The following is a 12,883-nucleotide window of genomic DNA, read 5'->3' on the forward strand; positions in this document are numbered from 1 at the left end:
GCCGATGGACAGGTCATCGCCCGCCGAGCGGTTCCACGCTCGGTACGCGCTGGCTCTCCAGGCGTTCGCCGCCGGGCTGCCGGGGGACTGGTCGACCCGGGTCCACCGGGACGGCCCGGTCTCCTGGCGGACGTGCGAGCCCCCGAAGCGGCTACCGCGCCAGGGGTGGAAGCTCCACGTCTCCGCCTCGGCGGCGGACGCTCTGGACCTGCTGGACGTCGTGCTCCCCGCGCTGGTCGGCGCTGGAGCGGCGTTCAAGCTGCCGGAGGACGTGTCGTCGATCCTCCGGATCAACGCCGGGCTCGCCGGCCGCGCGCAGGTCGGGAAGATCGTCACGGTGTACCCGGCGTCCGATGACGCGCTGGCCGCGCTGATCGACCGCCTCGACGCGATGTGGCGTCCCGCGCGGGCACCCGCCGTACCGTCCGACCTGCCGGTCGGCTCGATCAGCGAGGCCCTGTTCATCCGCTACGGCGAGTTCGAGCCGGGGGAGGTGATCGTCGACCCCGACGGCGTCCCCCGTGCGGCGCTTCGCGCGCCCGACGGAAGCCTGCATCCGGACACGCGTGACACCCGGGGCCGCCAGCCGGACTGGGCCATCCCTCCCGTGCCGCCGGCCGACCGGCCCGTGACCACCGACCCCGACGGGCCGATCGAGATCGACGGCGCCACCTATCTTCCGCTGAAACTGCTGGGGGCGGACGCCCGCGGGTTCGTGGCCCTGTGCGTACGGCCCGCCGACCAGCGGCTCGTGGTCATCCGGCACAGACGACGGGGTGTCGAGGGCGACGAGTTCGGCGACGACGTGGTGACCAGGCTGGAGAACGAGAGGCGGGTGCTCGACCGGCTGCGTGGCTCGGGCCTCGTCCCCGAACCGCTTGCGTACGACCCGTCGGCCGGCTGTCTCGTCGTCTCCGACGAGGGAGGCGGCAGGCCGGAACGGCTTCCCGCTCAGGAGCGTCTCGATCTCATGCCGGCACTCGCCGCGGCCGTGGCCCGGTTGCACGCGAGGGGCGTCGTACACCGGGACCTGAAACTGTCCAACGTGCGGGTGGGGCCGCGCGGCCTGCGCCTCGTCGATCTCGAACTGGCGGCGCCGGTCGGGACGGAGCGCCCGGTGCCGTGCGGCACCGACGGGCACACGCCGCCGGAAGGTCCCTACGCGGCGGCGGCACCGCCGTACGACGTCTACGGCCTCGGCTCCTGCCTGGCCCACGCCGTCCTGGGGCACTGTCCCGGTGTCCTGCCGGAGCAGGGCAACGCGGGCCGTCAGATCGGTCTGCTCCTGTGGCACGGGCAGCGGGCGGCCGCCGCAGTCGTGCGTGCGTGCCATCACCCCGATCCCGCGCGGCGGCCGGCCGCGGACCAGATCGCCGAACGGCTGAGAGAGGCTTTGCCCGCCATGCGGGCCGAGCGCGCGGCCGGCCCCGGCGCGTACGGCTCACCGGACCTGCGCTGGGCACGCCGTGCCGCCATGAGTGCCGGCCTGGCCGCCCGGCGCTTCATGGCGTCCCGTCGCGACGCCCACCGCCGGCCCGGCGACTGCCCGGAATACGAGTGTGAGGGCCTGCACTCGGGCGCCGCCGGGGTCGTCGTCGCGCTGGCGACGCTGGACACCGCCCTGGGAACCCGGCAGTTCACCGGCGACGTCGCGGACGCGGCCACATGGCTCGCCGAGCGTCCGCCGTCCCCCGTGCACGGGCTCTTCACCGGCGACGCAGGTGTGGCGGTGGCGCTGGCCCTGGCAGGGGCACGGCTGGGCCGGACGGACCTGGTCGTCGCCGCGCGACGGCGCTTCGAGCACGCGGCGGCGAGCCAGGCCTGCGGCTACGACCTGTTCTCCGGAGCGGCGGGGATCGTGTTCGCGGGCTGCCTGATCGACGCCGCCCTGGACGCCGAATGGGCTCGTGAGCTGGCCGGACGACAGGTCGGCAGGATCGTCGAAGCCGCCCGGCAGGCAGGCGGACTGACCGGCTGGCCGTCCGGCCCGGATCCGTCCGGTCCGGTGTATCTCGGTGCCGCCCACGGCACGGCCGGCGTGGCGGCGGCCCTCGCGACCTGGGGCAGGTCCACGGGCCGTACGAGCGTGGCGGCGTTCGCCGACGACGCTTTGCGCGGCATCGCCGCCCACGGGCTGACGGAGGACGGGTCCACCATCCTCGCCACGACGGCCGGTGAGCACCGCGTGGCGGAGCACTGGTGCCACGGGGTGGCGGGCTTCCTGTGGTGCCTGCTGCACGCGCGCACGCGGGACGCCGAGGTCCGGGAGGCGGCCGTCGCCGCGTTCGACCAGGCCACTCCGTTCCTGGACAACCCGACCATGTGCCACGGGCTGTCGGGCGTGCTGGAGACGTGGCGGATGCTGCAGGCCCTGCCCGGGCATCGCGACCGGGCACGCCGCCGCGTCGCCCACCTGACCGGAACGCTCCGGCTGCTGCGGCATTCCCAGGACGGCGAAACGGTGTGGTCGTCAGACAGGCCGTCGGTCGTCACCCCCGACCTGTGGGTGGGATTTCTGGGCCCGGCCGTCCAACTGGCCCTCGCCGCCGCCGGATCGGCCGACTCGCTGCTCTCCCCGCATTGGGTGCGGCGCTGCGCCCGACTCGCGCGCTGAGCCTGGATGCACCCGCCCCGCTCATGGCCACGCTCGACAGCGAGAAGTGATCGGACGTCGGCCGGGGGCCCGCACGCGGCGGGCCTCCGGTCCGATCTCACCTCCGCCTCATCCGAGAGGTCAGGGGCTGGTACAGGTGGCGGTCGGCGTGGCCGCGGTGCCGTTGCCGGTGAAGCCGAACGTCGTCGACCCGCCCGCCGCGATGGAGCCGTTGTAGTCGGCGTTGCGGACCGTCACCGAGGAGCCGGACACGGTCTGCGTGCCGTTCCACAGACTGCTGATCGTCTGATCACCCGGCCAGGTCCACTTCACCGTCCAGCCGTTGACCGCCGAACTGCCCGCACGGACCGTCACATTCGATTGGAACCCGCCCGGCCAGCTGTTGACCGTCTCGATCGTCGCCGAACACGCACCCGTCACCGGAACCGACGGAGACGCCGAGGAAGACGCCGAGGAAGACGCCGAGGGAGACGCCGACGGCGAAACCGACGGGGACGCAGACGGGGACACCGACGGCGTCGCGCTGGGCGACGGCGTGCCGGCCGAACCGATCTGGCCGTTGAAGGTGAGCTTCACGACGTAGGCGAGAGCGGAGTAGGGCTGGTTGGGCAGCGTGATGTGCAGGCCGCTCCCGTCCTGGTTGCGGTTGGGCAGGTTGATGTAGGTGCCGGCGGTGTTGCCGATCATCTCGACCCTGCTCAGGTTCGACAGGTTGACCTTCCCGTTGGCCAGCGAGGCGAGGTTGAGGCTCGCGCCGTTGCCGGGCCAGCCAAGCACCGTCGCGTACAGCACGGTGTTGTCCTTGCTGCGGGTGTAGCGGATGTCCTGGGCGGTGCCGGCCCGCGGCGTCGTGAACGACCCGCCGCCCATCTTCGTCGGGCCCTCCCCGTACGTGGTCCAGGCGCGCGTGGAGTAGATCGACTCACCGTTGCGCTTGAGGTACGTGCCGATGGCGTTCAGCACGTCCTTCTGGCCCTGCGGGATGGTCCCGTCGATCATCGGGGAGATGTTCAGCAACATGTTGCCGTTCTTGCTCACCCGGTCGATCAGCGAGTGCAGCATGGCGGGCGCGCTGTAGTAGCTGATCCCGTTGGTGTAGGACCAGCTGGAGGCGCTGATGGCGTCGTCGGTCAGCCAGTACGGGTACTGGATGCCGGCCGGTACGGGCAGCTGGGGACGACGTAGGAGCCGCGGAAGCCGAGCCGTTCAGGCTCGGGATCGTGAGAAGAGCTCCGGTGAGTAGAGCGCTGCCGGCGAGCGCGGTGCGTCTGCGAAATGCCGACGCCATGGTGGGGGGCACACTGACTCCTGAAGAGTATCGATGAGACGACCATGACAGTCCGACGCGTCAGAGAGGCACTTCTCGCACCCTGTCCTGACGGGCGTGCGAACCCTTGGCGAGGCACCACGCCCCCCGGCCCCGGGGGTCGTCCCGCGAGCGGGACCTGAACCGCGGACGGCGGCCGGAAGTTACGGGCGGGTAGGTTACGGTTTCAGCATGGCTGAGATCGTGTACCCGCCGGTCCTGCGGACCGCGCTGACCGCCTTCAAACTGCTCGACCTGAGGTTCCGCATGGAGGGCACGGAGCGGATACCCCGCAGCGGCGGCGCGGTCCTGGTGAGCAACCACGTCAGCTACCTCGACTTCATCTTCGCCGGCTTCGCCGCCCACCCCGCCGGGCGGCTGGTCCGGTTCATGGCGAAGAAGGAGGTCTTCGCCCATCCCGTGTCGGGCCCGCTGATGCGCGGCATGCACCACATCCCGGTGGACCGGTCGGCCGGGGCGGGAGCCTACGACGCCGCCGTACGGGCCCTCAAGGACGGTGAGATCATCGGCAACTTCGCCGAGGCGACGATCAGCAGGTCGTTCACGGTCAAGGAGATCAAGAGCGGCCCGATCCGGATGGCGGTCGATGCCGGGGTGCCCGTGATCCCGGCCGCCCTGTGGGGCGGCCAGCGGCTGTGGACCAAGGGCCGGCCGCGCAAGCTGCTGCAGCGGCATGTCCCGATCACGATCCTGGTCGGCGAGCCGATGCTTCCGGGCCCGGACGACGACATCGCGACGCTGACCGGCGACCTCCGGCGGCGGATGGCGGACCTGCTCGACGAGGCCCAGCGGACCTACCCCGACCAGCGGCGGGGCGTGTGGTGGCAGCCCGCCCACCTCGGCGGCACCGCGCCCACCCCGGAGGAGGCGGCCGCGCTGGACGCCGCCTCCCGGCCCCGCCGCGAGTAGGGCTCAGGACGTCTGTCCGGTTCCGCAACACGGCCGTTACGCCGGAGGGTTGACCGGCGGTCAAGGGACGGGGATAACTGAGCCGTAGCCGAGCCTGGGGGACTCGCAACCCGTACCTTGGAGCCGTGGATGAGCATCGTGCCCCCGCCCCCGCTGGTCGGACGCGCCACTGAGCTGCGGACTCTCATCGACGCGGTGACCCGCCCGCCGGCGGTCGTGCTGGTGGAGGGCGAGGCGGGCATCGGCAAGACCCGGCTCGTCCGCGCCGCGCTCGACCGCCTGCCGTCCGGAGACCGGGCCGTCCTCCTCGGCTACTGCCACCAGATCCGCGAGCCCTTCCCGTACGGGCCGGTCTTCGAGGCGCTGCGGGACATCAGGGGCCGGCTCCCGGCCGCACACCGGCTCAACCCGGTCACCGGCGCGCTCCGCGCCCACCTTCCCGAACTGGCCGGCGCGCTGCCGCCGTCGCCGCAGCCCCTGGACGACCCGCGGGCCGAACGCCACCGGGTCTTCCGCGCGATACGCGCCCTGCTGGCGGCCGTCGGACCGGCCGTGCTCGTCGTCGAGGACCTGCACTGGGCCGACGACGGCACGCTCGATCTGCTGCGCTTCCTGACGGGGCAGCCGCCGCAGGGGCTGGCGGTGGTCGCGACGTGCCGCCGTGACGGCGTCGCCGGTCCGCCGCTCGGCCGGGCCTACCGGCACCAGCCGGACACGGCCAACGTCGTCGTGCGGCTGGCGCCGCTGGACGCGTCCGGCGTGGCCAGCCTGGCCGGTGCGCTGCTGGAGCGGTCCGACCTGTCTCCCGGGTTCGTCACGCGGCTGCACGAGCGCACGGCGGGCATCCCGTTCGTGGTGGAGGAGCTGGTCCGATCCCTGCCCGCCTCGCTGCCCGGCGCGGACGACCCGGACGCGCTCGACCGCGCCGTCGACCGTGCCGGCGCACCGCTGCTGCTGCGCGAGGCGATGGCCGAGCGGATGGCCGGTCTTTCCCCGGCGGCGGCCGGAGCGGTCAGGGCGGCGGCGGTGCTGCGGCTTCCCGCGGGTGAGGAGCTGATCACCGCGGTCGGCGGCGACCCGGCCGCGCCGGGTTCCGCCGGGCAGGGCACCGCCGCAGGACCGGGTGTCGCCGGGCTGGGCTCCGTCGGCTTGGGCTCCGTCGGCCTGGGCTCTGTCGGCCTGGGCTCTGTCGGCCTGGCTGAGGCGCTGCGCGCCGGGGTCCTGCACGAGCACCCCGGCGGCCGGTACGGCTTCCGCCACGCGCTGGCCCAGCAGGCCGTCTACGACGTCATCCCCGGCCCCGAACGCCGGTCGGCGCACGTCAGGGCGATGGCCGCGCTCGCCGCGACGGACGCGCCGCCGCTGGTGCAGCTGGCCTTCCACGCCCGGCAGGCCGGCGACACCGACGCCTGGGTGCGCCACGGGACCGCCGCCGCCCAGCAGGCCGCCGCGCTGGGCGACACCGCCCTGGCCGTGGAGGTGGTCGAGGGCATGCTCGACGACCCCGACCTGCCGGTGCGCGACCGGGGCCCGCTGGTGCTGATGCTGAGCCGCTTCGCGGCGACGGGCCTGTCGCACCAGCGGGTGGTGCGGCTGCTGCGCCAGGTGCTGCGGGGCGACTTCCTCTCCCGGGACGTGCGGGGCGAGGTGCGGCTCAACCTCGGCGTCGTCCTGTCCAACCAGGCGGGCGACGCCGCCGCGGGGCGGCCGGAGATCATGGCCGCCCTCGCCGAGCTGGACGACCGGCCGACGCTGGCCGCCCGCGGCTGGGCCAGCATGGCGATGCCCGAGTGGGGCGCCGAGTCGCTGGCGGAGCACGCGGAGTGGATGGCCCGCGCGGAGGCGCTCGTCGCCACCGCCGACAACCCGGAGCTGTCGGCCGCGGTCCTGGCCAACCGGGCCTCCTTCGAGATGACGACCGGCTCTCCGGGCGCGTTCGACGTCGCCGCGAGGCTTCCGGCCGGGGACCCGCGCACGGGGGTCCGGCGGGAGGTCGCCCGGGCGTACTGCAACCTCCACGACTCGGCGACGACCGTCGGGCTCTACGCGGCGGCCGAGCGGTTCGCCCGGGAAGGGCGGCGGCTCGCCCTGGAGACCGGCGCGCAGTATCCGGCCTTTCTTCTCGACGCCTCCGCGATCCGCAGGGAGTGGCTCACCGGGCGGTGGGACGGGCTGCGCGACCGGGCGGCGTCCCTGGGGGAGTCGGCCACGGAGACGCCGCTGATCGCGGTGGACCTGTGGCTGGTGCTCGGGCTGCTCGCCCTGGCGACGGGCGAGTGGGAGGAGGCGGTCAGGCAGTTCCACCGCGCGGGGCTGGACGCGCCGGAGGCCCGCAACGTCCCGGTCGTGACGGCCGCCGCCGGGGGGCTCGTCGATCTGCACCTCGCCCGGGGAGCGGGGGACGAGGCCGTCGCGGAGGCCGAGCGGGCGGTCGCCCGGCTGCGCCGCAAGGGCGTGTGGGTGTGGGGCGCGGGCCTGGTCCCGTCGGCCGTCGCCGCGTTCGCCAGGGCCGGGCGCATGGAGACGGCGGCGGAGCTGGTGGACGAGTACGCCGCCGGGATCGCGGGCCGGGTGGCGCCCGCCGCGCACGCCGCGCTCGACGCCGCCCGCGGCGCGCTCGCCGCCGCCGAACCGCGGCACGCCGACGCCGCCGCCTTCTTCGCCCGGGCCCGCGAGGCGTACGCCGCCCTGCCCCAGCCCTACGCGGCGGCGCGGTCGGCCGAGGGCGAGGCGCGGTCCCGGCTCGCGCTCGGAGACGGCGCCGCGGCGGCGGGCTACCGGGAGGCCGCGGAGTCGTACGCCCGGCTCGGCGCCACGCACGACGCCGCCCGGTGCAGGCGGGTGCTGCGCGACATCGGAGTGGACGTCCCGCTCCCGCGCGGCGGGCGGCGGGGCGCCGGCGCGCTGTCGCAGCGGGAGCGGGAGGTCGCCAGGCTCGTCGCGCTCGGCCGGACCAACCGCGAGATCGCCGACGTGCTCTTCCTGTCCACGCGCACGGTCGAGACCCACGTCGCCACCGTGCTGCGCAAGCTCGGCGTACGGTCGCGGACCCAGATCGCACCGCCCGCCTGACCGGCCCCGGGACGTGGAAACCCCCGGGACCGTGCGGTCCCGGGGGCTGCGCCGCCGTCACTCAGAGCGTGATGCTCCACGAGTCGAGGTAGCCGGTGTCGTAGTAGTACTGGTCGCGGACCTCAAGGGTCCAGGTGCCCGCCGCCGTCTGGGTGACCGGGACGGAGTAGGTCCTGGTGCCGAAGGAGGTGCAACTGGAGCCGCCGCTGGACTTGACCGTGTACCAGGTGCCGTTCGGGCCCTGGAGCCTGATCCGCAGGTCCTCGGCGCAGGTGTGCGAGATCGTGATGCTCAGCTGCACCGGGGAGGCCGCCGTCCCCGTGGCGGTCGAGGTGATCGGGCTGGTGATCGTGGTCAGGTCGTTGATCGTGTAGTCGGTGCCGTTGGTGAACGTGCGCCCGCCCGAGGTGCCCGACACCGTCAGCGTGTACGACGCGGTGTGGCTGCCCGAGGAGCCGCTGCCGGTGACGGTGACGGTGTACGTCCCCGAGGGCGTGGACGCGCTGGTGGAGATGGTCAGGGTGGAGGAGCCGCCCGAGGTCACCGAGGACGGGCTGAAGCTCGCGCTCGCCCCGGACGGGAGCCCGGAGGCGCTGAGGCTCACCGTCTGCGCGCTACCCGAGGTGGTCGACGTCGCGACCGTGGCGGTGGCCGACTGGCCGGGCGTCACCGTGCTCCCGGTGGGGCTGAGCGACAGCGAGAAGTCGTTGCCCGACGAGCTGCAGCTCGCCTCGCCCGACTGCGCCGGCACGCCGACCGCGTTCCAGGCCGCCTTGGTGGCCGCGCACTCGGCGCTGCTCGCGCCGTACAACTCGACCGCCGCCGCCAGCGACGCGGTCCTGACGTTGACGTACTTCCAGGTCGAGGTCTTACGCTGCAGCGCGCCCAGGTAGATCTTGCCGGCCTTCTGGATGCCGACGCCGCTCACCGAGGAGGGACCGCCCGAGCAGATCGGGCTGTTCGGCTTGCCGCCGCCCGGCGAGGAGCCCTCGGCGAGCAGGTAGAACCAGTGGTTGAGCGGGCCGGCCGCGGAGTGGACCTCCGTGCTCGGGATCGAGGAGGAATAGCAGTTGGGGTCGCCGGCGAGGGACGGGTTGTACATGTAGCGGATCGGCCCGTCGCCGACGAGGTTGACCTCCTCGCCCACCTGATAGTCCGGCGGGTCGTTCGGGTTGTTGGCGTACGCCTCGGTGAGCGAGCCGAAGATGTCGCCGGTGGCCTCGTTCAGTCCGCCGTTCTCGTTGCCGGACCCGGCCGCGCCGGGCGTGGTCTGGAAGATGGCGTGGCCGAACTCGTGCGCCACGACGTCGATCGTGGTGGCCTGGCGGGCGTTGTCCTGCGAGTGGCCGAAGTTGGTGTAGCTGCCGTTCCAGTAGGCGTTGACGTCGGACAGGCCCACGCGGGCGGGGAAGCCGCCGCCGCTGCCGTTGATGCCGTTGCGGCCGAGCCAGTCGCGCAGCATGTCCCACTCGCGCTGGACGCTGTAGAGCGCGTCGACGCAGGCGGTCTCCAGGTTGGTCCCGCTTCCGGTGCCCCAGGAGTCGTCGGTGCCGGTGTAGGCCGAGCCGTTCTGCCCGCCGCACTTGATGCCGCTGCGGGTGGAGTCGGTCATCGAGTAAGAGGTGCCGGAGCCGCTCGTGTTGATGGTGACCGTGCCGTAGTAGTAGCCGTTGCCGGTGCCCGCCTTCACCTGGTCGTAGGAGTCGGCGATCTCACCGGTGGTCGCGTCGACGAAGACGTGCTGGATGCTCGGCTTGCCGTCGGCGATGCCGGAGACCAGCGCCTCCCACGCCAGGCGCGGCTTGCCTCCCCAGGCCAGGACCACCAGGCGCGGGGCCGCGGTGTCGTCGACCCGCGACAGCACGGTCTTCGCCGTCGAGGTGGCGGTCTCCGCGGTGACCGTCGGCGAGGTCGGCACGCCCAGGGGAAGGGCGCCGGACGCCGCCTCGGTGTCGCGTACGCGCCCGCCTGCGTCGGTGACCACGACCGCGTCGCCGCCCACGATGGGCAGGCCCTTGTACGCGCGCTCGTAGGTGACGTAGTACATGCCGCCGCCCGGTGTGACGGCGGTGCGCCGGTAGGTCTCGTTGGGGGACACGCGCAGGTCGTCCAGGCCGCTCGCGACGGCCTGGTCGGCGGCGGCCGCGGCCCGCTGCGCCGGGTCGTCGGCGAGGGACCTGACCGCGCTCTCGCTGCCGGGCGGGGGCTTGGCCGCGGCGACGGTGGGGGGTACCACCACGCTCGTCACGGCCAGCGCGCCGGCCGCCGCGAGCAGTGCTGTGCGCCTCATGGGCGTCTTCCTTTCTCTGCCTCCCACGTGGCGTCCGCCTTGTGGGCGGGCGCCGGCGGTCGCGCCTCCGGGAGACCAGCCCGGGCGGCGGACACAGTGGGATTTGGGGGGTGATGAGAGAAATGGATGGTGCTTTCCGCTGTGGCGGGCACGAGCGGAGACGTCTCTCCCATGGCGGAGACGGCTGGGAGAAAGAGGGGAGTTCTACGTCACGGGACTCCTCGTTTCGCCGACCCGGCCGGGGAAACCGGCCCGTGCGCGACGTTAGAACCATGGTCCGGACGCGAACATCCGTAGCGATATCCGTACATCTACGGAAAAGCGACGGCCTTTGTGCGTAGGGCGTAAGAAGACGGCCACCACGTGGGGAAGGGGAGACGAGACGGACGGGCGAGGAGCGCTAGGTTCGACGCCATGGAAAGGATGACCGAGGCGGAGTGGCGCGAGTTCGCCATGAGCGGCACCAGGACCGGCAAACTCGCCATCACCAGGGCGGACGGGCGGCCGCACGTGACGCCGATCTGGTTCGCGCTCGACGGGGACGACGTGGTGTTCACCACCCACGAGAGCGGAGTGAAGGCCAAGGCACTGCGCCGCGATCCCCGGGCGACCCTGTGCGTCGACGACCAGGCCCCGCCGTACTCGTATGTGATGGTCGAGGGAGAGGCGACCCTCTCGGACGACCTCGCCGAGGTGCGCCACTGGGCGACGGTGCTCGGCGGCCGCTACATGGGGGAGGCCCGGGCCGAGGAGTACGGCCGGCGCAACGGCGTCCAGGGGGAGTTCCTCGTGCGGCTGCGCGTCGGCAAGGTCGTCGCGTTCAGGGACGTCGCCGGCTGACCGCCTGCGACGAGGGCTGGCCGCCGCCCCGCCCCGCCGCGCGTCGGCGGCTCTCGGCGGGGCCCCGGCCGGATGCGCCTACTCGTCCTTCTCGGACGTGTCGCCCTTGCCGGGTTCGGCCATGCGGCGGTGCACGGCGGCCTTGGCCGTGTCCGGGGTGACCCGGCCCGCCACGCTCTGGACCTTGTTCATGAGGGACCCGGCGACGACCTTGTCGTCGCCCTTCATCAGCGCGTCGAAGCCCTGCCGGGCGACCTCGGCCGGGTCGTCCTTCTTGCCCGAGCCCACCCGCGTGTCCTCCATGCCGGCCCGCTCGAAGAACTCGGTGTCCGTCGGGCCCGGCAGGAGCGAGGTGACGGTGACCCCGGAGTCCTTCAGCTCGCTCCGCAGGGCCTCGGCGAACGAGTGGAGGAACGCCTTGCTCGCGGCGTACGCGGCCTCGAAAGGCCCGGGCGTGAGCGCGGCGACCGACGACGTGAACAGGATCTTCCCCTTGCCGCGGGCGGTCATGGCGGCGACGGCGCGCTTGGCCAGGTGCACCGAGGACGTGACGTTGAGCTCGACGAGCTTCAGCTCGGCCTCCAGGGAGGTCTCGCGAAAGGCGCCGCCCACCCCGACGCCCGCGTTGACCGCCACGGCGTCGACGGGCCGTCCGGCCGCGACGGTCGCGGTCCACAGCCGCTCGACCTCGTCGTAGTGGGTGAGGTCGGCGCGTACCGGTATGACCTGCCCGCCGTACTCCTTCAGCGACTCGGCGGCGGTGTCGAGCTCCGCGTCCTCCGCCGTGACCACCACGTCGAAGCCGTGCTGGGCGAACTGCCTGGCGAGCTCATACCCGATGCCGCTGGAGGCGCCGGTCACGAGGGCCAGCGGCCGTTCCGTCGTCGTCATCTCTCCTCCTTCTCGTCGTCTCGTCCGTCCGCTCCGCGCATGGCGCGGACCGCGAGCGCCAGCGTGGCGCCGTACGCCACGTGCGCCGCGGCCATGACGACCGGGCGGCCGCGCGCGGGGTCGCGCGAGGCGGGCGGCAGGATGTTCAGTGCGGGCACCCAGCCCTCGTAGGCGCCGAGCCAGATCAGCAGGGCGTAGCCCACCCCGAGGGGAACGCCGGCCCTGCGCCCGCGGGTGAGCAGCGTGAACGCCGCGCCGCAGCCGGCGCCGAACCCCAGGTGCGCGGCGGCGCCGAGGACGCTCTCGCCGGGTTTGGGCCGGTGCCGCCGGCCCGGCAGAGCCGCCCTCACGATGTGCTTGGGCGGCTGGCCCGGCATCAGGCCGCTCTTCTGCCCGGCGAGCATCACCGCGCTCATCGTGAGGGTGGACAGCGCTCCGGCGGCCGCGCCGCGTACGAGTCGGCGGATCAAGGATCTCCTCCAGGAGGCTTCTACAGACGCCGGGAGAGCTTCTCTGCGAGTCCCGCGGGGTCGGCGACCGTTACGGTCAGGCCGGGGTGACGCAGCAGCCCGAGCGGCTCGCCGCCCCGGATCGGCTCATGGAACCGCACGCACAGCCCTTTGCGGGCGTTGGTGGCGAACGTGAGGCCGCGGTCGGCGAGCGACACGTGGACCCCGATCGCCCGGAACGGGGAGTAGGGGCCGGTCGTCTCGACGCCGGAGACGTTGGCCAGCGGGGTCTCGATCACCCAGGGCCCGAAGCGGACCCGCAGCGTGCCTGGGCCGACCAGGGCCCCGGCGGTGTCCGGGCGGATGCCCAGGACGGACAGCAGGGGGGCGAATCGGGGGTCGAAGTCGAACGCGAAGCGTTCCGGCTTGCCCGCGGTGGTGTCGTCGGCCATCGCTACCCCTCCCGGCACCTCGGTCGTCGACGGGCCCGG

At 73.5% G+C, this 12,883-nt stretch carries 9 protein-coding genes; 4 read left to right on the forward strand and 5 right to left on the reverse strand.

Features of this window, described 5'->3' with window-relative positions; genetic code table 11:
• Window positions 1-4: 4 nt before the first annotated feature.
• Window positions 5-2,614: a class III lanthionine synthetase LanKC N-terminal domain-containing protein gene (locus tag QSK36_RS19970; protein ID WP_285783454.1), complete on the forward strand. Its 2,610-nt coding sequence runs from the start codon at window positions 5-7 to the stop codon at window positions 2,612-2,614.
• A gap of 120 nt (window positions 2,615-2,734) precedes the next feature.
• Here the strand turns inward: QSK36_RS19970 and QSK36_RS19975 are convergent, their stop codons facing one another.
• The gene (locus tag QSK36_RS19975) at window positions 2,735-3,784 is read right to left on the reverse strand and encodes a cellulose binding domain-containing protein (protein WP_352240596.1); all 1,050 of its coding nucleotides are present in this window, start codon (window positions 3,782-3,784) and stop codon (window positions 2,735-2,737) included.
• Window positions 3,785-4,112: 328 nt separating this feature from the next.
• On the opposite strand from QSK36_RS19975, the gene QSK36_RS19980 reads away from it, so the two are divergent.
• Complete coding sequence (locus QSK36_RS19980; RefSeq protein WP_285783455.1) at window positions 4,113-4,850, forward strand: lysophospholipid acyltransferase family protein; 738 nt, start codon at window positions 4,113-4,115, stop codon at window positions 4,848-4,850.
• Between the two features lie 129 nt (window positions 4,851-4,979).
• A complete protein-coding gene (locus tag QSK36_RS19985; RefSeq protein ID WP_285783456.1) occupies window positions 4,980-7,922 on the forward strand; it encodes a helix-turn-helix transcriptional regulator in 2,943 nt (980 codons plus the stop codon).
• Between the two features lie 61 nt (window positions 7,923-7,983).
• On the opposite strand, the gene QSK36_RS19990 is transcribed toward QSK36_RS19985, so the two are convergent.
• Window positions 7,984-10,212 (reverse strand): M4 family metallopeptidase, encoded by a 2,229-nt coding sequence (locus QSK36_RS19990; RefSeq protein ID WP_285783457.1) that lies wholly within the window; start codon window positions 10,210-10,212, stop codon window positions 7,984-7,986.
• 414 nt (window positions 10,213-10,626) lie between these two features.
• Between QSK36_RS19990 and QSK36_RS19995 the strand changes: the two genes are divergently transcribed.
• Window positions 10,627-11,052, forward strand: coding sequence for a PPOX class F420-dependent oxidoreductase (locus QSK36_RS19995; RefSeq protein WP_285783458.1), 426 nt, complete (start codon window positions 10,627-10,629; stop codon window positions 11,050-11,052).
• 78 nt (window positions 11,053-11,130) lie between these two features.
• On the opposite strand, the gene QSK36_RS20000 is transcribed toward QSK36_RS19995, so the two are convergent.
• Genes QSK36_RS20000 through QSK36_RS20010 form a run of 3 tightly spaced genes read right to left on the reverse strand, consistent with a single transcriptional unit; the run spans window position 11,131 to window position 12,844 of the window.
• Window positions 11,131-11,943 carry an SDR family NAD(P)-dependent oxidoreductase gene (locus QSK36_RS20000; protein WP_285783459.1) on the reverse strand — a complete coding sequence of 271 codons (813 nt, stop codon included), beginning with the start codon at window positions 11,941-11,943 and terminating at the stop codon, window positions 11,131-11,133.
• Window positions 11,940-12,413, reverse strand: coding sequence for a DUF6789 family protein (locus tag QSK36_RS20005; protein WP_285783460.1), 474 nt, complete (start codon window positions 12,411-12,413; stop codon window positions 11,940-11,942). The genes QSK36_RS20000 and QSK36_RS20005 overlap by 4 nt, the downstream gene beginning before the upstream one ends.
• 20 nt (window positions 12,414-12,433) lie before the next feature.
• Complete coding sequence (locus QSK36_RS20010) at window positions 12,434-12,844, reverse strand: hypothetical protein (RefSeq protein WP_183541311.1); 411 nt, start codon at window positions 12,842-12,844, stop codon at window positions 12,434-12,436.
• Between the last annotated feature and the right edge of the window lie 39 nt (window positions 12,845-12,883).

The sequence above is a fragment of the Microbispora sp. NBRC 16548 genome (assembly GCF_030268985.1).
GTDB classification, from domain to species: Bacteria; Actinomycetota; Actinomycetes; order Streptosporangiales; family Streptosporangiaceae; genus Microbispora; species Microbispora catharanthi.